At 72.1% G+C, this 25,938-nt stretch carries 21 protein-coding genes; 3 read left to right on the top strand and 18 right to left on the bottom strand.

The window, feature by feature from the left end; genetic code table 11:
- Positions 1-50: 50 nt before the first annotated feature.
- The 9 genes from DP939_RS38290 to thrC all read right to left on the bottom strand — a co-directional run bounded on the left by DP939_RS38290 (position 51) and on the right by thrC (position 9,796).
- The gene (locus DP939_RS38290; protein WP_113985741.1) at positions 51-431 is read right to left on the bottom strand and encodes a hypothetical protein; all 381 of its coding nucleotides are present in this window, start codon (positions 429-431) and stop codon (positions 51-53) included.
- A 39-nt stretch (positions 432-470) separates the two neighbouring features.
- Complete coding sequence (locus DP939_RS38285; protein ID WP_113985740.1) at positions 471-1,802, bottom strand: hypothetical protein; 1,332 nt, start codon at positions 1,800-1,802, stop codon at positions 471-473.
- Positions 1,803-1,894: 92 nt separating this feature from the next.
- Positions 1,895-2,644, bottom strand: coding sequence for an L-threonylcarbamoyladenylate synthase (locus tag DP939_RS38280; protein WP_113985739.1), 750 nt, complete (start codon positions 2,642-2,644; stop codon positions 1,895-1,897).
- Positions 2,645-2,667: 23 nt separating this feature from the next.
- On the bottom strand, positions 2,668-3,522 hold the full coding sequence (gene prmC, locus DP939_RS38275) for a peptide chain release factor N(5)-glutamine methyltransferase (RefSeq protein WP_111168147.1): 855 nt from the start codon (positions 3,520-3,522) through the stop codon (positions 2,668-2,670).
- Between the two features lie 37 nt (positions 3,523-3,559).
- A complete protein-coding gene (gene prfA, locus DP939_RS38270) occupies positions 3,560-4,621 on the bottom strand; it encodes a peptide chain release factor 1 (RefSeq protein ID WP_113985738.1) in 1,062 nt (353 codons plus the stop codon).
- A gap of 107 nt (positions 4,622-4,728) precedes the next feature.
- The gene (gene rpmE, locus DP939_RS38265; protein WP_113985737.1) at positions 4,729-4,947 is read right to left on the bottom strand and encodes a 50S ribosomal protein L31; all 219 of its coding nucleotides are present in this window, start codon (positions 4,945-4,947) and stop codon (positions 4,729-4,731) included.
- A 325-nt stretch (positions 4,948-5,272) separates the two neighbouring features.
- Positions 5,273-7,279 carry a transcription termination factor Rho gene (rho, locus tag DP939_RS38260; protein ID WP_113985736.1) on the bottom strand — a complete coding sequence of 669 codons (2,007 nt, stop codon included), beginning with the start codon at positions 7,277-7,279 and terminating at the stop codon, positions 5,273-5,275.
- Between the two features lie 466 nt (positions 7,280-7,745).
- Entirely contained in the window at positions 7,746-8,672 is a 927-nt protein-coding gene (thrB, locus tag DP939_RS38255) for a homoserine kinase (RefSeq protein ID WP_113985735.1), read from the bottom strand.
- A 65-nt stretch (positions 8,673-8,737) separates the two neighbouring features.
- Positions 8,738-9,796, bottom strand: a complete 1,059-nt coding sequence (gene thrC / locus DP939_RS38250; protein ID WP_113985734.1) for a threonine synthase — start codon at positions 9,794-9,796, stop codon at positions 8,738-8,740.
- Positions 9,797-9,914: 118 nt separating this feature from the next.
- On the opposite strand from thrC, the gene DP939_RS38245 reads away from it, so the two are divergent.
- Entirely contained in the window at positions 9,915-11,492 is a 1,578-nt protein-coding gene (locus tag DP939_RS38245) for a glycosyltransferase (protein ID WP_113985733.1), read from the top strand.
- Between the two features lie 10 nt (positions 11,493-11,502).
- Here the strand turns inward: DP939_RS38245 and DP939_RS38240 are convergent, their stop codons facing one another.
- The 8 genes from DP939_RS38240 to DP939_RS38205 form a co-directional block, all read right to left on the bottom strand.
- The gene (locus DP939_RS38240; RefSeq protein WP_113985732.1) at positions 11,503-12,480 is read right to left on the bottom strand and encodes a phosphotransferase family protein; all 978 of its coding nucleotides are present in this window, start codon (positions 12,478-12,480) and stop codon (positions 11,503-11,505) included.
- A 4-nt stretch (positions 12,481-12,484) separates the two neighbouring features.
- Positions 12,485-14,146, bottom strand: coding sequence for a glycosyltransferase family 2 protein (locus DP939_RS38235; RefSeq protein ID WP_113985731.1), 1,662 nt, complete (start codon positions 14,144-14,146; stop codon positions 12,485-12,487).
- Entirely contained in the window at positions 14,143-15,372 is a 1,230-nt protein-coding gene (locus tag DP939_RS38230) for a glycosyltransferase (protein ID WP_113985730.1), read from the bottom strand. The genes DP939_RS38235 and DP939_RS38230 overlap by 4 nt, the downstream gene beginning before the upstream one ends.
- A 421-nt stretch (positions 15,373-15,793) precedes the next feature.
- Positions 15,794-17,089: a homoserine dehydrogenase gene (locus tag DP939_RS38225; protein WP_263972373.1), complete on the bottom strand. Its 1,296-nt coding sequence runs from the start codon at positions 17,087-17,089 to the stop codon at positions 15,794-15,796.
- Positions 17,086-18,483 carry a diaminopimelate decarboxylase gene (gene lysA / locus DP939_RS38220; RefSeq protein WP_404828623.1) on the bottom strand — a complete coding sequence of 466 codons (1,398 nt, stop codon included), beginning with the start codon at positions 18,481-18,483 and terminating at the stop codon, positions 17,086-17,088. Before lysA ends, DP939_RS38225 begins: the two co-directional genes overlap by 4 nt.
- Before the next feature lie 121 nt (positions 18,484-18,604).
- A complete protein-coding gene (locus DP939_RS38215) occupies positions 18,605-19,378 on the bottom strand; it encodes a neutral zinc metallopeptidase (RefSeq protein WP_158578929.1) in 774 nt (257 codons plus the stop codon).
- Positions 19,379-19,411: 33 nt separating this feature from the next.
- Positions 19,412-20,056 (bottom strand): anticodon-binding protein, encoded by a 645-nt coding sequence (locus DP939_RS38210; RefSeq protein WP_113985727.1) that lies wholly within the window; start codon positions 20,054-20,056, stop codon positions 19,412-19,414.
- A gap of 23 nt (positions 20,057-20,079) precedes the next feature.
- Entirely contained in the window at positions 20,080-21,957 is a 1,878-nt protein-coding gene (locus tag DP939_RS38205; RefSeq protein ID WP_225878737.1) for a hypothetical protein, read from the bottom strand.
- 100 nt (positions 21,958-22,057) lie between these two features.
- Between DP939_RS38205 and DP939_RS38200 the strand changes: the two genes are divergently transcribed.
- Both DP939_RS38200 and treS read left to right on the top strand, forming a co-directional pair.
- The gene (locus tag DP939_RS38200; protein WP_113985726.1) at positions 22,058-23,725 is read left to right on the top strand and encodes an asparagine synthetase B family protein; all 1,668 of its coding nucleotides are present in this window, start codon (positions 22,058-22,060) and stop codon (positions 23,723-23,725) included.
- A 285-nt stretch (positions 23,726-24,010) separates the two neighbouring features.
- Complete coding sequence (gene treS, locus DP939_RS38195) at positions 24,011-25,696, top strand: maltose alpha-D-glucosyltransferase (protein WP_113985725.1); 1,686 nt, start codon at positions 24,011-24,013, stop codon at positions 25,694-25,696.
- 26 nt (positions 25,697-25,722) lie between these two features.
- Here treS and DP939_RS46495 read toward each other — a convergent pair.
- The coding region (locus tag DP939_RS46495) for a hypothetical protein (protein WP_199565154.1) at positions 25,723-25,938 on the bottom strand (216 nt) is incomplete at its 5' end.

Below are 25,938 nucleotides of genomic sequence, written 5' to 3'. Positions count from 1 at the left end.
CCCGGCCAGGCCGGTTTTCCCATGTCATGCGGCCGGAACACGGCCACGGATCAGGAGAAGGCGTGCGGCGCCCCCGCCTCGACCGGCACCCAGCGCGGGGTGTCGGCCGCCTGGTCACTGATCGCGCTGAGCATGGACTGCCGGTAGAGCGCCAGCCGTTTGTCCCATTCGCCGATGTCCTCGACGTAGCGCCGGCCGACGGGGGCGTCCCATACGTCGGGGCTCTCGGCCAGCCGCCGCGCCTCCTTGAGCATGCCGGTCAGCGATTCCATCATCGGCATGACCTGGTTCCAGAGCGTGACCAGCTTCTGGTATTCGGGGTTGAACTGCCAGGCGCGGGTCTGGCCGTCGAGCCCGAGCGGGTCGCCGGTGGACGCGGGCGGGCTCTCTCCAGGCTGCAACGGCTGCGGCGCCGGTGGGTCGGCGAACATCGAACATCTCCTCCCATCCGCGGTCGGATCGGCGATCGGCTAGGCGGGGCGTACGGACTCACCTGGCTGGACGTCTCCGGGCGCGCCTTCGGGCCCGACGTCCTCGGGCACCTCGTCGATGCCCGCCCACTGCTCCTCTCCCCCGGACAGGGGGACGGTGGGCGTCTGGATCTCGTCACCCTCGCGGGCGCCGCCGGAGTCCGAGAAGCCGGACCCGGGCGCGGTGGAATCGCCATAGGCGACTCCGGACACGGTGCTGCCGCCGGCCTTGTCCGCGCTCGAACCGCTGGGTTCGAGGTCGGGGTTCTCGCCGCCGTCCGGGACGCGCTCGATCTGCGGGATCTTCTCGTCCTTGGGCTGGTGTTCGGCGTCGGGCAGGGTCGGGTCCACCTGGCCGGGCGGCCCGTCCGGCGTCGGGCCGTGCGGGCTGAGCCGCAGGTCGTCGGCGATCGGCATCTTGTGCGGCTCGGCGTTCTCGAAGTTCTGGATCATGTCGCGCAGCTCGTCCATGGTGGGCGGGTCGAGCGGGACCTGCATCATCAGGGTGCCGTTGGGCAGCTCGATGACCCGTGGGCCGTCCGGCGCGGAGTCGTCGGGGTGGTCGATCCGGTCCGGGTGGTCGATGCGGTCGTCGTCGCCCTCAGGGGCCTGCGGCGACTCTGGCGACTGCGGGGACTCAGGCGACTCGGGACCGCGCTCCTTGGGCTGCTCGTCCTTCGGGTGCTGGTCCTTGGGGTCCTCGCCGTCGGGCTGCGGCTGGTCCGGCCTGTCGCCCTCCGGCTGCCCGTCGGGCCGCTCGCCCTTCGGCTGATCGTCTTTGGGACGCTCGTCCTTGGGCTGCTCTTCCTTCGGCTGATCTTCCTGCGGACGCTCGTCCCTGGGCTGATCCTGCTTGGGATCGTCCTGTTTCGGGTCGTCCTGTTTGGGATCGTCGGGCTTTTCGCCCTTGGGGTCATCGCCCTTGGGCTGCTCGTCCCTCGGGTGATCCTGCTTGGGATCGTCCTGCTTGGGGTGGTCCTGCCGGGGCTCGTCGGACTTGTCGCCCTGCGGCTGCTCCCGCTTGGGCTCGGGGTCCTCGCGCACCGGGGGCGGGGCGTCCTGGGTCAGCTCGCCGCCACTACCGGGGGGCGGGCCCTCCGGCTGTTCCTCCTTCTTCTCCAAGACCGTGAGCCGCGAGTTGACGTCGCTCACCATCCGCTCGCAGGCGTCGGCGATCTGGACCGGGCGATGGGGCGCCTGGGCAGGCACGCCCGCCGCACTCACCAGGCGGGTGACCTGGCCCTCAGTGGAACGCATGCGCTCGGCAGCGCGCTCCACCTCGGTCAGTAACTGACGGACGAGCTTGGGATCCATGCCCTCGAACTTGCCCATGCGCGTCTCCCGGGGGGAAGGGTATCGGCCGCCCACTTACCGTACCCGGGCACAGGCCGTCCGTCCTAGGGATAGGGACGAGGTATAACCGATCAATCCCGCTCGGGGTCCGCCTTCGCGGCGCTCTCGGGCTTGTTCTCAGGCTTTGACTCGGGCTTGGTCTCGGGCTCGGGGTCCGCCGCCGGCGCCTGCGAAGGGCCGTCGGTCGCGATGTACCCCGCGACCGCCCGCAGCTTCTCCTCGCTGATCACCCCGCGCCGCAGCAGCCGCGGCACCGCGCTGGTGAGGTCGACGATCGTGGACGGCACCCGGTCCGCCCGCTCCCCGTCGTCCAGGTACACCTCGACGGCCTCGCCGAGCTGCTTCTCGGCCTCCTCGATCGTGGTCGCCGGCTCCTGTCCGGAGCGGTTGGCGCTGCTGACCGCCATCGGGCCGATGTCCTTGAGGAGCTCCAGCGCCACCGCGTGCAACGGCATGCGCAGCGCCACCGTGCCCTTGGTGTCGCCGAGGTCCCAGGCGAGGGACCGGTTGGCGCGGCAGATCAGCGTCAGCGGCCCCGGCCAGAACGCGTCGATGAGGTCCTGTCCGTACGGCCCCAGGTTCTCCACCAGGGCGGTGGCCGCGCGGACGGTGCCCACCAGCACGGGGACCGGCATGTCCCGGCCCCGGCCCTTGGCCGCCAGCAGCGCGTTGACCGCGGACTGGACGAAGGCGTCACAGCCGATGCCGTACACCGTGTCGGTGGGCAGCACCACGAGCTGGCTCATGCGCAGGGTGGACGCCGCGTCGGCCAGGCCGGCGGCCCGTTGCTCGGCGTCGGCGCAGTCGTAACGTCGGCTCACAGTCAGCATCCTTTCACTGCCGCTCACTCCTGGCCGAAGCGGGCGGTCACGAAGCGGTCCCTGCGGGTGAGGTCCTGCTGGACGCGTACGTCGCGCCAGCCGTTCTCCTCACGGAAGATGAGATACACCGCCGAGCCCTGCACGTCGGCGTGTTCGACCACGACGAACCCGCCGGGCCGCAGCAGCCGCCTGGCCGTGCGCTCCACCGCGCGGACCTGGTCGAGGCCGTCGGCGCCCGAGCCGTACAGCGCCAGCGCCGGATCGTAGTCGCGGACCTCGGGATGGCGGGGAATCGCGCCGGGCGGGATGTAGGGCGGGTTGGAGATGACCAGATCGACCCGACCGTCCAGCTCCCCCAGGGCTTCCGCGAGGTCTTCCGGATGCAGGGTGACCCGCCCCTGCCCCAGCTCGGAGATGTTGCGCTTGGCCCAGCCGTACGCCTCAGGGTCGATCTCCACCGCGTGCACCCTGGCCAGCGCGACCTCCTGGGCGATGGACAGGGCGATCACGCCCGAGCCGGTGCCGAGGTCCACCACGGTCGGGGAGGCGACGTCCATCTCGCGCAGCCGGTCGATGGCCCAGCCGACGACGACCTCGGTCTCCGGGCGCGGCACGAAGACGCCGGGCCCGACCTCCAGCGACAGGTAGCGGAAGTAGGCCCGGCCGGTGATGTGCTGCAGCGGCTCGCGGGCCTCGCGGCGCGCGATGCCCTCCCAGAAGAGCGCGTCGAACTCCGAGTCCTTGACCGTGTGCAGCTCACCGCGGCGCACGCCATGGACGAAGGCCGCGATCTCCTCGGCGTCGGTGCGCGGCGAGGGCACTCCGGCTTCGGCCAGCCGGGCGGTGGCGAGGGCGATCTCGTCCAGGAGGAGGCTCATGACATGAGGTCTTGGGACAGCTCGGGGTTCGGCGGGATCAGGACGTTGAGGAGTGGGCGGCGAGCTTTTCCGCGGTCTCGGCGTCGAGCAACGCCTGGATCACCGCGGACAGCTCACCGTCCAGGACGTGATCGAGGTTATACGCCTTGAAGCCGACCCGGTGGTCGGAGATGCGGTTCTCCGGGAAGTTGTAGGTGCGGATCCGCTCGGACCGGTCGACGGTGCGGACCTGCGACTTACGCTCGGCGGCGGCCTCCGCGGCGGCCTCCTCCTCGGCGATGGCCTGCAACCGCGCGCGGAGCACGCGCATCGCGGTCTCCTTGTTCTGGAGCTGGCTCTTCTCGTTCTGGCAGGAGACCACGACGCCGGTCGGCAGGTGGGTGATGCGCACCGCGGAGTCGGTGGTGTTGACGCTCTGCCCGCCCGGCCCGCCGCTGCGGAAGACGTCGATGCGCAGGTCGTTGGGGTCGATCTGGACGTCGACCTCCTCGACCTCGGGGTAGACGAGCACCCCGGCGGCGCTGGTGTGGATGCGCCCCTGCGACTCGGTGGCGGGGACCCGCTGGACGCGGTGCACGCCGCCCTCGAACTTCAGCCGCGACCACACGCCCTCGTCGCCCTTGGACTTGATGGCGACGGTGACGTCCTTGTAGCCGCCGAGGTCGGAGGGCTGGGAGTCGATGATCTCGGTCTTCCAGCCGGCCCGCTCGGCGTACCGGAGGTACATCCGCAGGAGGTCGCCCGCGAACAGGGCGGACTCCTCGCCGCCCTCGCCCGCCTTGATCTCCATCAGGATGTCCTTGGTGTCGTTGGGGTCGCGCGGGATGAGCAGGTGCTTGAGGCGGTCCTCCAGCGCGGGCACCCGCGCGGCCAGCTCCTCGGCCTCCGCCGCGAACGCCGGGTCCTCCCCGGCCAGCTCCCTGGCGGTGGCGAGGTCATCACGAACCGACTCAAGCTCACGGTAGGTGGCCACGATGGGGCTCAACTGCGCGTAACGCCTGCCGATCGTGCGCGCCTTGTTCTGGTCGGCGTGCACGGCGGGATCGGCGAGCGTGGTCTCCAGCTCGGCGTACTCCTTGAGCAGTTCGTCCAGCTTCACCGCGTGATCCCTTCACCCTCCTGCGTAAGCCCCCACCAGCAAGAACGCCGACCCGGGCACACCCCCGCCGGAAGTGGGGGTGATTCCGAGCCGGCGCTGGTCGTTGGCTACTTGCCCGCGATCTTCTTGCCGAAGCGCTTCTCGAAGCGCGCCACCCGGCCGCCGGTGTCGAGGATCTTCTGCTTGCCCGTGTAGAACGGGTGGCACTCGGAACACACGTCGGTGTGGATCACACCGTTCTTGGCGGTGCTGCGGGTGGTGAAGGAGTTGCCGCAGGTGCAGCTCACCTGGGTGACGTGGTAGTCAGGGTGAATGTCGCGCTTCATGTCGCTTCCTCTCGCATGTGGCGGTCGCCGGGTCGCCGTTTTGCCTTCGCCTCACCCCGGACGGGGTGCGCGCGCCGCACACCGGGAAATGCGCGCGGGCGGGAACCGGTACCGCTGCGGTTCGGGTTCCAGTGTGCCAGATCCTGCAACCGTCCCGGGCCATCCGAAATTCCCGGGGTCATCGGGGCGGCCGGGCCCGCCTCACGGCGACGGCGGGCATGCCCCTGAGCGGCCCGTCAGGCGCCCTGCGCGCGGCTTCCCGCCCGCCTTCGGCCAAATGGTACGGCGGGCCGCATGGGCCCGCCGTACGTGAGCACAGGGCTCGTCAGTCGCGGTCGTTGCTCACGGTCGTCTTCTGGACCTGGAGCAGGAACTCCGCGTTGGACTTGGTCTCCTTCATCTTCTCCAGCAGGAGCTCAAGGGCCTGCTGCATGTCCAGCGCGTGCAGCACCCGCCGCAGCTTCCAGACGATCTGCAGCTCCTCCTTGGCCATCAGGATCTCCTCCTTGCGGGTGCTGGACGCGTCGACGTCCACCGCGGGGAAGATCCGCTTGTCGGCCAGGGACCGGTTGAGCTTGACCTCCATGTTGCCGGTGCCCTTGAACTCCTCGAAGATGACCTCGTCCATCTTGGAGCCGGTCTCGACCAGGGCGGTGGCCAGGATGGTCAGCGAGCCGCCGTTCTCGATGTTGCGGGCGGCGCCGAAGAACCGCTTGGGCGGGTAGAGCGCCGTGGAGTCGACACCACCGGACAGGATCCGGCCGCTGGCGGGCGCCGCGAGGTTGTAGGCGCGGCCCAGGCGGGTGATCGAGTCGAGCAGCACCACGACGTCGTGGCCCAGCTCCACCAGCCGCTTGGCCCGCTCGATGGCCAGCTCGGCGACGGTGGTGTGGTCTTCGGCGGGACGGTCGAAGGTCGAGTGGATGACCTCGCCCTTGACCGACCGCTGCATGTCGGTGACCTCTTCAGGACGCTCGTCCACGAGGACGACCATGAGGTGGCACTCGGGGTTGTTCCTGGTGATGGCGTTGGCGATGGCCTGGAGCACCATCGTCTTGCCCGCCTTGGGCGGGGAGACGATGAGCCCGCGCTGGCCCTTGCCGATCGGCGAGACCAGGTCGATGATCCGCGTGGTCAGGACGTTGGGCTCGGTCTCCAGACGCAGGCGCTCCTGCGGGTAGAGCGGGGTGAGCTTGTTGAAGTCCTGGCGGTTGCGGGCCTGGTCGGGGTCCATGCCGTTGACCGTGTCGAGGCGGACCAGCGCGTTGAACTTCTCGCGCCGCTCGCCCTCGCGCGGCTGGCGCACCGCGCCGGTGATCACGTCGCCCTTGCGCAGGCCGTTCCTGCGGATCTGGGCCAGCGACACGTAGACATCGTTGGCGCCGGGCAGGTAGCCGGTCGTGCGGACGAAGGCGTAGTTGTCGAGGATGTCGAGGATCCCGGCGATCGGGATCAGCACGTCGTCCTCGCCGATCACCGGCTCGTTGCCGTCGAAACGGTCGCGCCCGCGGCGGTTGCGCTCCCTGAACCGGCCGCGCCGGCCGCGGCGGCTGCCGTCGTCGTCCTGGCCGCCGTCGCGCTGGTCGCCACGGTCACGCTGGTCGCCACGATCGCGCTGGTCGCCACGGTCACGCTGGTCCCGGCCGCCCTGGTCACCACGCTGGTCGCCGCGCTGGTCACGGCCGCCGTCGCGCTGGTCGCCACGGTCGCGCTGGTCGCCGCGCGCCTGGTCGCGGCCCTGGCCGCCGTCGGTGGTTCGCTGCTCCCTGCCGTCGCCGCGCTCGCGGCGGCCACGGCGCTCGCCCCGCTCGCGGCGTCCCTCGCCACGCTCGGGCTTGCCGTCCTGCTGAACCTGCTCGGCGGACTGCTCGGTCACCGGCGGCGCGGACGCGACCGCGGGCTCGGCGGCCTGGGCCGCGGCCTCGGGCAGCGTCGGCTGGTCGGTGGCGGTGTCGGCCGCGCCGGTGCGGGTGCGCACCCGGCGGGTGCGGGCGGGCCGCTCGGGCTGGGGCTCGGGGTCCGCGGCGACGGGGGCCGGCGCGGAGACGGCGGGCTTGGCGTCGGCGGACGCGCCGCCGGAGGTCTGGGCCGTGCCGTCCGCCGAAACGCCCTGCTTCTCCTGGATGGCCGCGATGAGCTGGCTCTTGCGCATCCGCCCGGTCCCGCTGATGCCGAGGCTCGACGCGAGCTTCTGCAGCTCGGGGAGCACCATGGCGGACAGGCCGGTGCCGGAGCGACGGCGCGGCCGTGCCGCGGCGCGAGTGGGGGTGTCGCCGGCCGCCGACTGCTCAGGTGAGCCGGTGTCGGTGAGGAGTTCGGTGGTGTCGCTCACTAAGGGTCCTTCCCAGGGGTCGGGCGTCGGCGATGATCTGCCGACCGTCCCGGAGGTGCGATCGATCCGGCGGGACTGGCCGGGTCGGGGTGCACGTTGCGTTCCTTGGCCGCCCCGAAGGACGGTTGCCAGTGTCGGGGACAGGTGCGCCCACGCCGTCACCGCCGGGACTCGCCGACGATGGGGGCCTGGAGGCCACCCCCCGGATTGTTACCGCCAACCAGATGTCATCGAGATGGTTGGAGCCCGCATATCCCCGCGCGCGCCGCCCTTCGCGGCGTTCACCGGATGTGGAGCAACCGGCGACGGCGCATTCAGGGAGGGTATGCTGCCCACTTCTGACGAGGTGGAGCATGACGCAGCGATGTGAGGCTGACAAGCACGCACCCATCATGGGGGCATCTGGTGCGGCTATAAGCCTAACATCACCAGCGCACACGGCTATTCCCTGAAGGTCGAAGAGGCATCAGCGTGTCTCGGGAAACTGGACTCTGGCACCGTCGGTATCGACGTCCAGTGGCTGGATGTGCCAGTCATTACCCAGTTCGGACGCGATCGAATCCTGCGCCTCCGGTGTCGGAAACGCCAGAATCGTCGGCCCTGCCCCGGACACGACCGCGGGAACCCCGATTGCGCGCAGCCGTTTTACCAGACTCGCGGTCTGTGGCATTGCGGGCGCGCGATATCGCTGATGCAGCCGGTCTTCGGTCGCGGCGAGCAGTACCGGGGTCTCCGGTCGTACGGTCATCGCGGCCACCAGCAGCGCGGCGCGCCCCGCGTTGGCGGAGGCGTCGGCGTGCGGTACGTCCTTCGGCAGGAGGCCCCGCGCCACCTCGGTGGACAGCCGGTGGGCGGGAATGAGCGCCACGGGCCGGATCGCGGCGTGCGGCGTCAGCCTCACCATACGCGCGATCCCCACCTGGTCGCTCCAGGCGATGGTCAGCCCGCCGGCCAGGCAGGGCGCCACGTTGTCGGGATGGCCCTCCAGCTCGGTGGCGAGCGCGAACACCTCCTCATCCGAAAATTCGGAAACCCCGGAAGTGTCGCCCGCGAGCGCTCGCGCGGCCAGCAGGCCCGCGCAGATGGCCGCCGACGACGAACCGAGCCCCCGGGCGTGCGGAATGCGGTTGTGACAGCGCAGATGTACGCCCGGCGGCTGCGCCGCCCCCATCCGGTCGAACGCCGCGCGCATGGCCCGCACGACGAGATGGCCCTCGCCGAGATCGAGCTCCCCCTCCCCCTCGCCGGTGACCTCGACCCGCGTGCCGTCCGCCGACAAGGCCGCCGTGACCTCGTCGTACAGGCCGAGCGCGAGGCCCAGCGAGTCGAAGCCGGGGCCGAGGTTGGCCGACGTCGCGGGCACGCGAACGACGACCGTCGTGCTGTCGGGCATGGGCCACCTTCGAAAGAAGCGTTGTCAGGGGAATCGGGCCGGATGGCGCAGCGCCGCCCCCGGCTTCAGGCGAGTTCGAGCGCCATCGCGGCGGCGTGCGCGTCGATCGAGATCGTCACCGGCGCCGGGGCTCCGGAGATCGCCCAGTCGGGGTCCTTCAGGCCGTTACCGGTGACCGTACACACCACCCGCTGACCATCTTGCACCAGCCCCTGCTCACGCGCCTGGAGCAGCCCGGCGACGCTCGCCGCCGAGGCCAGCTCCACGAACACGCCCTCTTCCTGGGCGAGCAGCTTGTAGGCCGCGGCGATCTGCCGGTCGGTGACCGCCTGGATCGCGCCGCCGGACTCGTCGCGGGCCGCCTCGGCGAGCCGCCAGGAGGCGGGGTTGCCGATGCGGATCGCGGTGGCGATCGTGTGCGGGTGGGTCACCGGCGCGCCCTTGACGATCGGGGCGGCCCCGCTCGCCTGGAACCCCAGCATCCGGGGCCGCTTGGTGGCGGGCCCGTCGGCGGAGTATTCCTTGTAGCCCATCCAGTAGGCGGTGATGTTGCCCGCGTTGCCCACCGGCAGGCAGTGCACGTCGGGCGCGTCGCCGAGCGCGTCCACGATCTCGAAGGCCGCGGTCTTCTGGCCCTGCAGCCGGTACGGGTTGACCGAGTTGACCAGCGCGATCGGGTAGCTCTCCGAGAGCTTCCTGGTCATCTCCAGGCAGTCGTCGAAGGACCCGTCGACCTGGAGCAGCTTGGCCCCGTGGACCAGCGCCTGGGCCAGCTTGCCCATCGCGATCTTGCCGCGCGGCACCAGGACGGCGCAGGTAAGCCCTGCGCGAACGGCGTAGGCGGCGGCGGACGCGGAGGTGTTGCCGGTGGAGGCGCAGATCACGGCCTTGGCCCCGGCCTCGACCGCCTTGCTGATCGCCATGGTCATGCCGCGGTCTTTGAAGCTCCCCGTCGGGTTGAGCCCCTCCACCTTCAGGTGGACGTCGCAGCCGGTCAGCGCGGAGACCCTGCGCGCGGGGACCAGCGGCGTGCCTCCCTCCAGCAGGGTGACCACCGGCGTCGCCGTGGTCACCGGAAGCCGGTCACGGTACTCCTCGATGAGTCCACGCCACACCCTGGTCATGATCGCTCCTAGGCAGACTTGCGGTGTCGAGCACCGAGTTTACGGGCAACCGGCCTGACCTGCGGACGCGATCCCGCTCCCGCAGGGTCCGGACGCGATCGCGATAGGGTCTGCTGACATGACGGGTGAACATCACGGTGTGCCGGGCGACCGTCCGCGGATCCGGCGCAACGACCACTCCCCGCTCACCCCGCCCGGCCTGGGGGCCTTCACGCCGTCGCTGCCGGTGAGCGTCGTCATACCCGCTCACGGGGGCCAGAGCCGCCTGGACCACACCCTGGCCGCGCTGTCCGCGCAGACCTACCCGGCGCACCTGCTGGAGGTCATCGTGGTGGACGACGGCAGCGACCCGCCGCTGCGCCTGCCGGAGATCGCGCCGCCCGGCACGCGGATCGTCACCGCCGACCCGTCGGGCTGGGGCATCGGGCACGCGGTCAACACCGGGGCGGCGGTCGCCGAGGGCACACTGATCCAGCGCCTGGACGCCGACATGGTGGTCTGCCGCGAGCACATCGAGGCGCTGGCCCGCTGGCACCACCTGACCGACTACGCGGTCACGATCGGCTACAAGCGGTTCCTGGCCGAGCCTGAGGGGCTTTCCCCGGCCCGGGTCCGCGACGGCGTGGCGGGCGGCGGGCTGGGCACGCTGTTCGACCTGGCGGCGGCGGTGCCGAGTTCGACCGAGGCGACGATCGAGCGGCTGGACGGCCTGCGTACCAGCCGCAACCCCTACCACTGCTGCACCGGCCCCACGCTGTGCCTGCACCGCGAGCTGTTCCGCGCGGCGGGCGGCATCGACGCGGGCGTGCCGCGCGGCGAGGACACCGAGTTCGCCTACCGGCTCGCCCAGGCCGGGGCCGTGTTCGTCCCCGACCCGCTGGCCCAGGCGGTCCACCTGGGGCTGCCCGCCCAGAGGCTGGAGCGCGACCTGGCGGTCCGGGTGGTCGCGCCGTACCTGGCCCAGCGCGTGCCGCTCCGCCGTGACCTGCGCAAGGACGCCGGGCGGCGGTGGCGCGTGCCGTACGTCGAGGTGGTGCTGGAGGTCGGTGACGCGCCGGAGGAGACCGTGCGGGCCGCCGTGGGCGCGGCGCTGACCGGCGTCGTCGGCGACGTGGTGGTGACGCTGGTCGCGCCCTGGTCACGGCCGACCTGCGGCAGACGGGCCGTGCTCCGCGATCCCGACCTGGACCTGCGCCTGATGAGCGAGCACTTCGCGGGCGATGACCGGGTGCGCCTGGCCGACGCCGTGCAGCCCTCCCCCGCGCCGATCCCCTTCAGGTACACCGGGCCGGTGGACGCGCCGCTCGGCCGCGACACGCTGCGCCTGATGATCGAGACGATGCAGGAGCACCGGCCGGGGCTGGTGCTGGTGGACCTGCCCGCGGGCGGTACGGCCCGGCTGGAGCGGACCGAGGCGCTGAGCCGGGCGCTGTTGCTGGCCAACCCGGGCGTGCCGCTGGGTGAGCTGGCCACGGCGGGCCGGCTCGCCGCAGATCACAAGGACGAGCTGATCGAGGCCACGCACGGGGTGCTGAAGGGCGAGCACGCCGATTTCTGGCCCGCGCCCAAGAAGAAGCCCGCCGCGCCCGCGGCGCAACCTCGCGAACCGGCACCTGCCCCGCCTGTGCAGCCCTCCCGCCCGCGAAGCGGGTCACTGCTCGGCCGCCTGACCGGCCGTGGTCGTCCCGGCGGCTGAAACCCCGGGCTCAGGGTGGGGTGGCGGGCAGCGGGCCGAGACCGGGCCAGCGGGTGAGCATGCGCTCGCGTACCGCTCGGGCCAAGGCGCCCAGGGCGGCGAGATCGGGCTCGTCCGCGGCGGCGACCACGCCGAGGCGGTGCGCGAGGCGTTCGCGCGCGGTGGCCACGCCCCAGCTCCAGTCGTCGCGCAGCACTGCGGCGAGGTGGTCGGCGGTGTGCCTGCGGGCCCGTTCGACCAGCGCGTCGCCGCGCAGCAGCCAGCCCGCGCAGGCGTCGGCGAGCCGCCCCGGGACGTCGGTGCCGGTGAGCACCCGCCAGATCGCGCGGTACCGCCGTTCGGCCTCGGCGACCATCGCCGGGGCGATGCCCAGCGAACACCAGCAGGTCGGAAAGCCCGCTCGCAGATAGGCCAGCTCCATCAGGCCGTTGCCCAGCGACGCCTGCTCCAGGTCCACGAAGCGCAGGCCATGGCGGGTCACGATGACGTTGTCGGGGCACGGGTCGCCGTGCAGCAGCGCGTGGCCGCCCGCGCCCAGCCGCTCGACGAGCGCCGAGATCTCGTCGCGGGCCCGCGCGGACACCGGTACGCCCAGCGCGGCGGCGAAGCCCGCGAACGCCTCGGCGTCGGCCTCCGTGGGACCCTGCCACGTGGGGAGCGCGCCCGCGTCGGCGGGGCCGGTGGCGGCGTGCAGGCGCGCGAGCGCGTCGGCGTAACGGACCGCCCAGTCGGCCGTGCCGGGCACCTCGGCGAGGTGTTCGAGCACCATGACCCGGCAGCCGGCATCGGAGGCGATCACCCTGGCCACCGGAGGCACGCCCGTGCCCCTGGCGGCGAGGGTCAGTGCGGTGATCTCCCGCCCGTACCTGGCCTGGGCGTCGTCGCCGCCGGTGGACTGCTTGACCACGACGGCGGCCCCGCCGTACTCCAGCCGCCACACGCTGGAACGCGGGCTGCTCTGCACCTCGCGCGCGCCCGTCTCCGGCATCGGCTCACTCCGCCTTGCCGCGGCGACGCCGGGACAGCGCCCGCCTGAGCGCTCCGGCGAACCCCGTGCGCGGCACCGGCTGGGCCTTCTTGGCCGCGGCCAGCTCACGGCGCAGCGTGCCGATCTCCCTGCGGTACTCGACCGCGCCCTTGCGCCAGCGGCCCGCCTCCTCACGCCACCTGGCGATCTGGCCGCGCAGCCGTTCGGCCTCCTTCTTGAGCCTGGCGACCTCGTCCTCCGCCGCCACGCGGGCCCGGTAGGCGGTGCGTCTGCCGGTGGGCGTCGCGGCCCCCTCGGCGGGGGTGAACCCGTAGGTCTCGGCGTCCACCCACAGCACGCCGAAGGTGTCGTCCACCGCGTCGTCGACGTCCTCGCCGGGCTCGGCCACGATCGCGGCCCTGGCGAACGCCGCGGAGCGCTCCAGCCGGGCCGCCACGACGCCGTCGGCGGTCTCCTCCAGCAGCACGTTGACCAGGCCGTACCCCTGCTCGGCGGCCACGTCGAGCAGCCGCGCCAGGCTCTCTTCGCCGGGCACCCACCCGGCGGGCAGCCGGAGGCGGTACGGCTCGGGGGTGTCCGGCTCGGGCTCCTCGCCGGTCAGGCGCACCCGGGGCTCGTGGAGGTAGTGGCCCTTGATCAGCACCAGGTCGAGGTCGGGGTCGGTGAGCGGGGCCCGGCGTTCGGGGGCGAGGCGTGACCATGGTCCGGGAAGGTCCACCACGAGGTCGGGGACCGTGCCCGCGAGCAGGGCGTCGACCGTCGCGCGCACGTCGTCGTAGCCGCCGGGCTCGACGGTGGCCCGCACGTACGGGACCTTCCACTGCCTGGCCGGGTGGGAGCGCAGCCAGCGGTAGGAGGGGATGCGGTCGGCGATGTAGGCGTGGCTGACCCGGTCGATCGCGTCCTGGTCGCGCATCCGCATGGAGGGGCCGAGGTGGTAGCCGCGCGCCTCCGGGTCGGGCACGAACACCGCGCCCGCCTGGGCGAGCCGGTAGCCCAGCTCGGTGTCCTGGCCGAGGATCAGCTCGGTGTCCATCGGGCCCGCGGCCTTGAGCAGCGCCGCCCCGACCGATGTCGCGCCGCCGATGTGCAGGCTGAACGCCCGCCGCGGGTCGCCCACCAGGCCGCCGGTGCGCTCCACGAGGTCCACCAGCCACTTGTGCGGCTCGGCCGGCTCGAACAGCGCCGCCAGGCCCGCGGCGCCGTCCGCCACCGCGCGCGGCGAGGGCAGCGGCGCGGTGGTGAAGCGCAGGTGACTGGTGATCACGAGGTAGGGGGCGAGGTGGTGCCAGCGCAGGTGCGCCTCCACCTCGTCGGGGGCGAGCACGATGTCGGAGTCGAGCCAGTGCACGACGTCGCCGGTCGCGGCGGCCAGGCCCGCGTTGCGGGCGGCGGCCCTGCCGGGGGTCTCGCAGGCGACCAGGCGGGTCAGCTCGGGACGGACGTCGCCGAGCCGCAGGGCGGGCGCGCTGCCGTTGTCGACCACCACGACCTCCAGCAGCTCCTGCGGGTAGGTCTGGGCGGCCAGGCCCGCGAGCACGAGGTCGAGCTTGTCCTGCCCGTTGTAGGCCGGCACCACGACGCTGACGGTCAGCGCGGGGGTCCAGGACCCGATCGCGGGCGGGCGCAGCACGGTGTAGTCGTTGCCCCTGATCCTCACGGTCACGTACGGCTCACTTCGCTCACAAGCGCTCCCTGCCCGGTGCCGGAGCCGGGCTCCATGATCATACTGGGCCGGAATCCGCGCCACTGGTTTGCCGCGACCCGCAGGAAATGGGTCAGCGGAAGCTGCCATGTGTGGTCGGCCGCCAGTGAGCGGCGAATCATGAATCCAAGGCCATGGGTGCGATATATCCGGCCGCCCGCGGCGTGGATTCGTTTCAGAAGGTCGGCGTCCACACCGGCGGTCAGCGGGGCGAAACCCCCGGATTCTTGATATTTCGCGCGCTCCATCAGGATGGTCGCGCCCGCGATGTAATCGCTCCACACTTCGCTGGTGTAGTCGGTCCTGCGGGTCGTGGCGCGCAGCGGCTCCAGGTAGAAGAACTCCGGGGCCACGCCGACCAGGTCGGCCCCCGAGTGCTCCTTGGCGAGCAGCAGGTCGGCCAGGTGCTCGGGGCCGTACCAGTCGTCGTCGTCCCACTTGGTGATGTACTGCCCGGAGGCGCGGCCCGCCGCCTGGTGCAGCAGCTCGCCGAACGGCCGGTCCTCGCCCGCCTCCAGGACGGTGAGCGGGAGCGCGAAGCCTTCGGCGGCCCGGCGTACGTCGGGGTGGTCCCGGCCGCCGGGCACGCCGTGCAGGCCCAGCACGACCTCGGCGCGGACGTGCCGCTGGCGGGCGATCTGGGCGAGCGCGCCGGGCAGGTGGTGCGGGCGCATGCACGACATCACGACGCTGACCGTCGGCGGCTCGGCGGGGGACGCGCCGGGTGTACGACGGGCGCGCAGCCCGTGCCGCCGCAGCCGGATGCTGTGCTCCTCGCGGCGCAGGTCGGTCACCGAGCGGATGCCGGAAGGGCCCTCCGCGGACCGCGGGCCGTCCCATTCGGCGAGCAGGGCGGCGAGCCCCGGGTCCGCTTCCCGGGCCCAGGCGGGCGTCCCGGCCGCGAACAGCGGCACCCCGGCCGCCGCGAGGTCGGGGACGGGCGCGAGCGGGACCGGCGACTCCCCCGGCCACTCGACCCGCAGGCCGCGCAGCGGGCGCAGCGCCTCGGCGTCCTGCGCGGTCGCGACCGGGCCCAGCGGACGGTCACCGGCCACCCAGCGCTCACCGGCCCAGCGCAGCACTCCGTCGCCCTCACTGGGGGTGCGGACGAATCCTCGCGGACCGGCCCGTTCCTCTGGCGCTCGCGGCGTGGTGGGATCGGCGGAAGATTCCGGCGCGACACTCATACAGGACTCGTTCACATCCGTAATTCGCGGGGCGGTCGCCAACGAGCGTACCGATTGCGGGCGCTCCCCGGCACGGGCCCCTGACAACGGGTCAGCATCGGGAGTGCGCCCGGGCGGGCCGCGCGCCCGTCATTTACACTTTCCGCTGCCCCGGCACACGTGGCAGTTCTCCAGTGAATTCACCCAGATGACGGAGCCGTCCGGCTGCCGTTTCGGCCTCTCGTAGGTGAGCTGGCCGGTCCCGTTGCAGCATCCGCAGTCCGGAGCGGGCTTGGCCACGGGTCTCTCCCTGTGTGCGCGATCGGTGTGCCGCGCACGAGCCACCCGACACCAACGTGCGCGTATCCCGTAGGGTAGTGCCCTTTCGCCGCCGCCCACGGGGCTTCTGGCCAGATGGCGCCACACCCGCCCGGACGGGGGCTCAGGACGACTCGTCGCCCTCCACCCGCATCACGCTCGCCACCGCGCGCACGATGTCCAGCTCGCGCAGGCTGCTCACGGTGGCCGACAGCGCCGCGTCGGCCGCCCGGTGGGAGACCAGGACGAGCTGCGCGTCGTCGCCGTGCCCCTCCTGGCGGACCGTCTGGATGGAAACGTCGTGCTTGGCGAAGATCTCGGCCACCCGCGCGAGGACGCCCGGCTTGTCGGCGACGTCGAGGGCGACGTGGTAGCGGGTCACGGTGTCGCCCATCGGGTGGACGGCGAGGTCGGCGTAGGTGGACTCCTCGGGGCCACGCGCCCCGGTCAGCCGGTTGCGGGCGACCGCGACCAGGTCGCCGAGCACGGCCGAGGCGGTCGGGGCGCCGCCCGCGCCCTTGCCGTAGAACATCAGCTCCCCGGCCGACCGCGCCTCGACGAAGACCGCGTTGTAGGCGTCGCGGACCCCGGCGAGCGGGTGCGACCTCGGGATCATCGCCGGGTGCACGCGCACCCCGACCGTGCGGCCGTCGTCGGCGCGGGCGCAGATGGCCAGCAGCTTGATCACATAGCCCATGGCCTTGGCGCTGGCCACGTCGGCGGCGGTGATCTCGGTGATGCCCTCGCGGTGGACGTCGGCCGCGGTGACCCGGCTGTGGAACGCCAGCCCGGCCAGGATCGCGGCCTTGGCCGCGGCGTCGAAGCCCTCGACGTCGGCCGTGGGGTCGGCCTCGGCGTAGCCCAGCGCCTGGGCCTCCTCCAGCGCGTCGGTGAAGGACGCGCCCGTGGAGTCCATCTTGTCGAGGATGTAGTTGGTGGTGCCGTTGACGATGCCGAGCACGCGGTGGACGTGGTCGCCGCTCAGCGACTCGCGCAGCGGGCGCAGCAGCGGGATCGCCCCCGCCACGCTGGCCTCGAAGTAGAGGTCGCCGCCGCCCTGCCTGGCCGCGGCGTACAGGGCCGAGCCGTCTTCGGCGAGCAGCGCCTTGTTGGCGGTCACCACCGACTTGCCACCGCGCAGCGCGGTCGTGATGAGCGACCTGGCGGGCTCGATGCCGCCGATCACCTCGATCACGATGTCCACGTCGTCGCGGGAGACCAGGGCCTCGGCGTCGGTGGTGAGCAGCCCCTGCTCGACGTCGGCGTCGCGCTTGCGGCCCAGCCGGCGCACGGCCACCCCGGCCAGCTCCAGCGGGGCGCCGATCCGGGCGGCGAGGTCGCCGGACTGCTCCCGCATCAGCCGTACGACCTGCGATCCGACGACGCCGCAGCCCAGCAGGGCCACTTTCAGCGGTTTCACGGTTGCCCCCTCAGCAGGTCGTCTTCCGTCTCCCCGCGCACGATCACTCGTGACGCGCCGTCCTTCACCGCGACGACGGCGGGCCTCGGCTGGTAGTTGTAGTTACTGGCGAGCGAGCGGCAGTAGGCGCCGGTGGCGGCCACCGCGACGAGGTCGCCGGGTGCGAGGTCGGCGGGCAGGTAGGTGTCGCGCACCACGATGTCGCCGCTCTCGCAGTGCTTGCCGACCACCCGGGAGAGCATCGGCGCGGCGTCGCTGGTGCGGGAGGCCAGCACGCAGGTGTACTCGGCGCCGTACAGCGCGGTGCGGATGTTGTCGCTCATCCCGCCGTCCACGCTGACGTAGGTGCGCAGGCCCTCGACGTCCTTGACGGTGCCGACGTTGTAGAGGGTCACGCCGGCGGGGCCGATGATCGCCCGGCCGGGCTCGACGGTCAGCCGGGGCACCGGCAGCCCGGCGGCGGTGCAGACCCGCTCGACGATCTCGCGCAGCGCGTCGGCGATGACCTTGACGCCGGGGGCCTCCTCGGCCTCGGTGTAGGCGATGCCGTAGCCGCCGCCGAGGTCGAGCTCGGGCAGCACCACGTCGTGCTCCTGCTTGATCTGCACCAGCAGCCCGGCCAGCCGCTGGGCGGCCACCTCGAAGCCCGCGGCGTCGAGGATCTGCGAGCCGATGTGGGAGTGCAGGCCGGCCAGCCTGAGCTGCGGCAGCGCGAGCACCCTGCGGACCGCCTCGGCCGCCGCCCCGCTGTTCAGCGAGAAGCCGAACTTCTGGTCGTCGTGGGCGGTGGCGATGAACTCGTGGGTGTGCGCCTCCACGCCGGTGGTGACCCGGATGAGGACGGTGGGCCGCACCCCGTGCCGCTCGGCCAGGTGGCCCAGCCGGGCGATCTCCTCGAAGGAGTCGAGGACGATGTGGCCGACCCCTGCCTCGATCGCCCGCTCCAGCTCGGCGGCGGTCTTGTTGTTGCCGTGCAGGGTGATGCGCTCGGGCGGGAAGCCGACGCTGAGCGCGACGGCCAGCTCGCCGCCGGTGCAGACGTCGAGGCCCAGGCCCTCCTGGTCGATCCAGCGGGCGACCTCCCTGCACAGGAACGCCTTGCCCGCGTAGTGGACGTCGGCGTCGCCGAACGCGGCGGCGAACTCGCGGCAGCGGGAGCGCACGTCGTCTTCGTCGAGCACGTAGAGCGGCGTGCCGTACTGGGCGGCGAGGTCGCGGACGTCGATGCCGCCGACGGTGACCACGCCGTCGGCGCGCCCCGCGGTGCGGGGCCAGATGGCCGGGTCGAGGCGGCCGCGCATCAGCTCACCCGGGTCGCCGGGCAGGTGGGCGGGGCGGTCGTGCGGCGGGGCCCCGGCATGCCGGTCGCCTGCGGGGTGGACGAAGGGACTCACCCGATCGAGGCTATCGGACCGGCTGATCCCATCGGCACGCCTGTCCATTCTCCGAGACACACGCTCTGCAATTTATCCTCCAAATCGGCGGAACCTACGGATAAATCACGTCCACCACCGACTATGACACCTGATCCTCCGCAGCGGCCCACGTGTTGCACGCGCCGATCGTGCCCAGCCGCTCGCCCCGGCCGATCCACGCCGCGCTGTTCCTCGCCGAGCCGTGGGTCTTGCGGTGCGCGGCCCATTCCCCGTCCTCCGCCCCCGCGGAGCCCGCCGCCGCGCGGACCATCGCCAGCGCCTCGGCGTCGACGTCCCGCATGGCCGCCGCGGCCATGCAGTCGGCCTGTAACTCCAGCCGCCGCGACCACGCCTCGTCGAAGATCTCCGAACCGCGCTGGTCGGCGATCCCGCTGATCTCCTGTACGTGGTGGGCGTACTCGTGGGCCAGGGTGAACATGTCGGAGAACGCCCAGCTCGCGTCGAGCAGCACGTTGATCGACCGGGACTCGGGGCAGTAGATGCCGGCCCAGCCGTCGTCGCCCTGGCCGCAGGAGGCGTCGCCGGGGGTCTCGACCAGGTTGATTTCGCGGGGCGGCTCGTAGTCGTGGCCGGCGGTCCGCAGGGTGTCCGTCCACATCCGGTCCAGGCAGCGGGACAGCGCGTGCAGGGTCCGCTTGATGTCCTCGTCGCGGTCGCCGGGTAACTCGCAGCGGCTGGGCACGGGGGCGGTGGAGTACAGGGCGTGGGTGGCCGCTCCGGATCTCGGGGAGCCGGGCGAGGTGCCGAGGGCGTCTCTGAGGTCGGGGTAGAAGAACGCGAGGGCGCCGAGCACGAGCGCGAACACCGCGGCGGCCGGTAGTGACCGCCTGATCACCCCGCGTTTTCCGTCCACCACCACTCCCTTTTTCCGTCTCGGGAGGGTTTATCACAGTCTGTCGGGCGCTGTTCGTCCATTGGCGGCCAGCCCTCCGGCCAGTACGAGACGGACCGCCCCGGCCAGCCGTACGCGGGCCGTGTGGACGGGCTCGGCGGCCCCGTCCCCCACCGGTACGGCGGGCGCACCCTCGTGCGCGTCGTGGTAGGCCAGGGCCAGCCGTTCCAGGTAGCCCGCCCACCCCGGCTCGGCGCGCTCACGCCTGCTGGGCAGCTCGGCCAGCACCCGCAGCACGGCCCGGTCCAGCGCGCCGCACAGGGTCTCGGAGCGGAAGTCGCCGAGGGGCACGCCGAGGTCGCGCGCCCAGCGTCCGGCGGCCACCGCCCGCGCGTGCGCGTAACGGACGACGAAGCCGGGGTTGTCCCACGTCCTCGGGAAATCCGGCCATCGCGCCTGAAAGGGGGTGAACCCCAGTGCCTCCGGCCGGAACTCGGTGACGATCTCGCCGGGTGTCGTCACCACGATCTCCAGCAACCGGCCCGGGCCGGGACGCACGGCGGCGATCCCGGGCACCTCGCGCAACCGCTCGGCCGCCCCCGGGCCGGGCGCGGGGGCCAGGTAGACCGCCTCGCGCTCCCAGCTCCCCGACGGCCTCGGTGTGCCGCCGAGCAGCCGCGCCAGCAGGGCGATCCTCACCCCGGAAACGATAGTCGCCCTGCTCAGGCCATCGCGTGCGGGATCGCCGGGCCGTACTCCACCAGCCGGGCCGACCCCAGCAGAGCAGGGTCCTCGCGGCGGACCCGGACGTATCCGAACCTGTCGGAGGAGAACACCCGGATGTTGTCGGCGCGGCACTGACGCATCAGCACCTCGTCCCAGCCCTCCGCCACGTCGGCGATGCCCAGCCCGCGCAGCACCGTACGGCGGGCCAGCAGCGTCCCCCCGGTGATCTCCGGCAGGTAGGCGTGCTCCGCGCCGGGCTGCCGCAACAGCGTCGCCCCCGCGTCCTCCAGATAGGCGTAGTAGGACGCCTTCCCCACCACGTCGGCCGTGGTGTAGAGGAAGGCCCGGCTCAGGTCGGCGAGATAGTGCTCGCCGTACAGGTCGCGCGGGTCCATCACCGCGACCAGGTCGCCCTCGCACAGGTCGACCGCGCGGTTCAGCGCGCCGCCGGTGCTCAGCCGGGGGTCGGCGGTCCTGGCCACCACGTCCACGGACCCGGGCAGCAGTTCCCCCGCCCGCTTGGCGGCCACGTCGGCGTCGGGTGCGAGAAGTACCGCCTGACGGACCCCGGCCTGGCCCGCGAGCTGGGCGAGCGCGCGCTCCAGGTCGCCGGTCGGCGGCACGATCACCGAGACGTGCAGGGTGGCGCGGGCGGCGGGCAGGCCGATGGCCTCCAGGAAGTCGTCCACCCGCTCGGTCATCGTGCCCTCGGCGTACGCCTGGCGCATCGCCGCGTGGGCGCGGCGGTCGTCGGGCAGGCTGCCGATCGGGGTGCCGCAGGCGGCGATCTCGGCCAGCCGCCAGGGCTCGGTGCCCGGCGGGACCGACACGCCCTTGGGCCAGCGGTAGGAGGTGACCAGGTCGGGGTAGGTCAGGTGGTCGGGCAGCAGCTCGGCCAGGGTGAGCACGCGGTCGAAGCGCCCGCCGGCCAGCGGCAGCGGGTTGTGCACCCGGGGCTGGATCGCGTACCGCAGCACGCCCGCCCGCGGGTGGGCCGCACGCCAGGCGGGCAGCGTATCGGGCAGCGCCGTGAAGACGTACTCGAACAACGACGCCGCCGCCCGGAACTCGGCCACGTCGCCGCCGGTGTGCCAGAAGACCGTGCGGATGCCGCGCTCCTCGCACCAGGCCAGCAGCGCCCGCAGGTCCTCGCCCGGCTCGCGGACCTCCCCCGCCCACGGCCCGCCGGTGACCGACTCGACCACCAGCAGGTGCGGTACCTCCTGGGCGAGCACCCGGGCGAAGTCGCGCGGGGTGAACCCGACCGTCTGACGCCACTCGTAGCGCAGCAGCGCCTCGGCGTGCGGTCCGGCGATCACCGCCGCGGTCAGGTGCGGGCGGGTGTTCGGGCCGGTGGGCACCCGGAAGGGCTTGAGCTTGAAGGAGGCGCCCTCGATGACGCGCACGGACTCCTTGGCCTGGAAGGCCGCTCCCGGCTTCTCTTCGGCCGCCTGGGGGACGGCGGGGGCCGGTCTGCGCTTGGGGGCGGCGGGGCGCTTGACCGGTTTGGCGGCGCGGCGCAGGCCGCGGGCCAGCCGCACCGGGTTGCGCTTGCCGGACTTGATCGCGTCGCCGAGCCTGGACCAGCGGGCGACCTGCATGGAGGAGAGCTTCCAGCGGGCGACCTCGGTCTGGTAGCGCTGCTCGGCCAGTTCGCGGCGCAGTTTGTCCTCGCTCGCCCGTGTGTCGGCGAGTTCCCGTTCGACCTCGTCCAGCCGTGTGTTGACCTCGCGCAACTCCTGTGTTGCGCGTTCGGCCTCGGCGAGCTTGGCCTGCGCGGCGTCCAGGAGCCGCGCCAGCTCGGCGGCCCGTTCCGCCTGCGCCATGGCGTCCCGCAGTGCCCGCCGGGTGCCGTCCAGTCGCTCGCCAGCCACGTCGTCCTCCGAATCCCTGAGCGGTGCAAAAGGATACTCTTGCCGCTAATCGCGACAGTGGCGAACCGAAAGCGATTCAAGACCGGGAAGGGATGAGCCCGTGCGTGAGGGGGCCTGGCCTGCGTTCAACGTCCGGCCGTACGTGTGCGGGGCGATCGGCGGCGTGGACCCGGCGGTCCTGGCGGACCTGTGCGCCGCCGGGCCCAAGACGCGCGCGGCCCTGCAGACCGACGGCGCGGCGCTGTTCAGCAGCGCGCCGCTGGCCCCCTACCACCGCGACGAGCGCGGATACGCGTTCGCCTGGGGGGAGCGCCGGCCGCTGGTCGCCGACCGCTGGATGTCGATCGCCGAGACGTACGAGACCCCCGGGCTCATCGACGACGGACACCAGGTCACGCTGCACGCGGGCGGGCTCGGGCTGGTGGACGTCTACTACCTGCGCACCCCCGGGGCGGTCTACTTCTCCTCGCTGCTCGAACCGCTGCTCGCGCTGACGGGCGAACGGCGCGAGATGGACTGGGCGGCCTGGGCGTCCATCCTGCGGGTCACCTTCCCGCTGGGCGACGGCACGCCGTACGAGGCCGTCAAGCGCCTGTCCGGCGCGAGCGCGCTGGTCTACGACCGCGCGACGCGGCGGGTGAGCGTCGACCGGCGGCTGCCCCGCTGGGTGCGCGAGGAGCCCTACGAGGCGTGGCGCGGCGCGGGCGAGCTGCTGTCGATCCTGCACGACGTGTACAAGGAGTTCGAGAACCGTCCGCTGCTCGTGCCGGTCAGCGGCGGCTACGACTCCCGGCTGCTGTGCTCGGTGGCGGTGGCCAGGGGCGCGGACGTGGAGTCCTGGACGACGAGCCCGGACGACGGCACCGACACCGACATCGCCTTCGCCCGCGCGATCACCCGCGAACTCGGTGTACGGCACCGCGTGGTCGAACAGGACCCCGCCCGCTACCCCGCCGACACACTGGAGGTGGCCCGCAGGCTGGAGTACCTGACTCCGCACCACGCCTGGTACGCCCCCTTCGCCAAGGAGGTCCACCGCTCAGGGCGCACCCTCGTGGACGGCCTGGCCGGCGGCCCCCTGCTGAAGAACTTCATGGTCAGCGGCGAGGCGATGCACGCGGGCACGGCCGCCGAACGCCAGGCCGCGGTGCTCAGGTCCCTGGCCCTGGGCGCGCCCTCGATGCCCTTCCTGTCCGGCCCGGCGGCCGAGTGGATCGAGGCGACCGTCCAGGAGTCGTTCACGCGGTCCACGTCCATGCTGCACGGCCATCGCGCCGAACTCCCCCTGTCGGTGCTGCACACGCGCACGGTCAGGGGCATCGCCCGCTCGCCGGTCAACCTGGTGGGGCCCGAGGCGTCGTTCGCCGCGCCGTTCATCCACCCGGCCTTCTTCGACGCCGCGCTGTCGGTCGGCGTGGCCCGCAAGGACAAGGGGCGCTTCTACCGCGAGCTGCTGCACGCGGCCAACCCCAGGGTGGCGGCGCTGCCGTCCACCAACGTGGTCAAGCAGCCGCTCACCCGGGTGCCGCTGCGCTCGGCCGCCGCGCCCGCCCGCGCCCACGGGCACCGGATGCTGACCGCCCTGGCCGCGCGCGTGCCCGGCCTGCTCTCGCCGGAGCTGCACGACATGATCGGACAGGGGCCGGACGCCCTGGCGAGGTTCAACGGGTGGAACGACCGGTTCTGGGTTCGCGGCCTCGTGCTGTTCGGTTCCTGGATCACCGACAACGAGGGAAAACTACGGGATCTGACGCCGCCCTGGGCGTGATGACCTTGTGGTTTCGGTCGCGCCGACTCCCGGTAACGACGCAATTACGGGCCTTTGCCACGGAGTCGCCGAAGATTCCCTACCGCGCCCTTGATATCCCGCTTCAGCAGGGGCGGGCCGCTGCTAATGTGTGGCCTGGAAAGCGCGCTGATGGACAGACCGAATCAACGATTCGGTCTGGGAGCGCATGGGGATGACGTAGGGCTCCAGGCGGCGCGCGCTCACCCACAACCACAGCCGGGCGACCGGTGAGCCGGTTTCGCCTTTCCTGCATTGTGAGCGAGAATGATTGATGCATCCCCCTGCCCGGAACCGGTTTCCGAGGACTTCGTCTCGGCCGATCCGCAGTGGTACAAGCGAGCGGTCTTCTACGAAGTCCTCGTTCGCGGATACAAGGACTCCAACGCCGACGGCACCGGCGATCTACGCGGGCTGATCGACGAACTGGACTACCTGGAGTGGCTCGGCGTCGACTGCCTGTGGCTGCTGCCGTTGTACGAGTCCCCGTTGCGCGATGGCGGCTATGACATCGCGGACTATATGAAGATCCTTTCTGATTTCGGGGATCTGGGGGACTTCGTGAAGCTGGTGGAGGAGGCCCACCGGCGCGGCATCCGCATCGTCACCGACCTGGTGATGAACCACACCAGCGACCGGCACCCGTGGTTCCAGGCGTCCCGGCACGACCCGGAGGGGCCGTTCGGCGACTTCTACGTGTGGTCCGACCATCCGGAGGGCTTCCCCGACGCGCCGATCATCTTCGTCGGCGCGGAGGAGTCCAACTGGACCTACGACCCCGTGCGCAAGCAGTACTACTGGCACCGGTTCTTCCACCACCAGCCCGACCTCAACTACGACAACCCGGCGGTCCAGGAGGCCATGCTGGAGGTCCTGCGCTTCTGGCTGGACCTCGGCATCGACGGGTTCCGGCTGGACGCCGTGCCGTACCTGTTCGAGCGGGAGGGCACGCTGTGCAGCGGCCTTCCGGAGACCCACGCCTACCTGAAGAAGGTCCGCGCCGAGGTCGATCGCCTCTACCCCGACCGGGTGCTGCTCGCCGAGGCCAACGGCTGGCCCGAGGACGTCGTGGAGTACTTCGGGGACCCCACCACCGGCGGTGACGAATGCCACATGGCCTTCCATTTCCCGCTGATGCCGCGGATCTTCATGGCGGTTCGGCGGGGCAGCCGCGAGCCGATCTCCGAGATCATGTCGCGCACCCCCAAGATCCCGGAAAAGGCGCAGTGGGGCATCTTCCTCCGCAACCATGACGAGCTGACTCTCGAAACCGTCACGGACGAAGAGCGCGACTACATGCACGCCGAGTACGCCAAGGACCCGCGGATGCGGGCCTACCTCGGCATCCGCCGCCGCCTCGCGCCGCTGCTGGACAACGACAGAGACCAGATCGAGCTGTTCACCGCGCTCCTGCTGTCCCTGCCGGGGTCGCCGGTGATGTACTACGGCGACGAGATCGGCATGGGCGACAACATCTGGCTCGACGACCGCGACGCCGTACGCACGCCGATGCAGTGGAGCCCGGACCGCAACGCGGGCTTCTCCGCCGCCGACCCCGGCCGGCTCTACCTGCCCGCGGTGATGGATCCGATCTACGGGTACCAGGCGGTCAACGTCGAGGCCCAGCAGAAGAACCCGGCCTCGCTGCTGCACTTCACCAGGAGGATGCTGGAGATCAGGCGGCAGCACCCGGTGTTCGGCACCGGCGTCTACAGCGAGCTGTGGTCCTCCAACCCGTCCGTGCTGACCTTCATCCGCGAAGACGGCGACGACCGGATGATGTGCGTCAACAACCTGTCGAAGTACCCCCAGCCGGTGGAACTGGACCTGCGCCGCTTCGCCGGCTCGACACCGGTCGAGTGCCGGGGCGAGGTGCCCTTCCCGGTCATCGGCGAGATGCCGTACCTGCTGACGCTGCCAGGCCACGGCTTCTACTGGTTCGCCATCCGCTAGCCCCGTTTTCCGCACGTGAGTGATCTTCAGCGGAGGTCTCGTGGATCGATGTCGAGGAGGTCCAGGAGATCGAGTTGGAGATCGGTGGGGTGCGGGATGATCGGGGGTGATTGGCCGGTGCCCGGGATCAGCCGGATACCGGCCAGCGCGTCGAGGATGAGCTTGCCGGTGGGCACGGCGGGCCGTCCGGCGTACAAGCCGTCCATCTTGGCCTGGCCGCGAGCCGCCAGGGCGTGGCGGAC

It is taken from the genome of Spongiactinospora rosea (genome assembly GCF_003315795.1).
In the GTDB taxonomy this organism is placed as follows: Bacteria; Actinomycetota; Actinomycetes; order Streptosporangiales; family Streptosporangiaceae; genus Spongiactinospora; species Spongiactinospora rosea.
The sequence above is the reverse complement of the archived record's forward strand: the minus strand, read 5'-3'. Positions and strand labels throughout refer to the sequence as shown.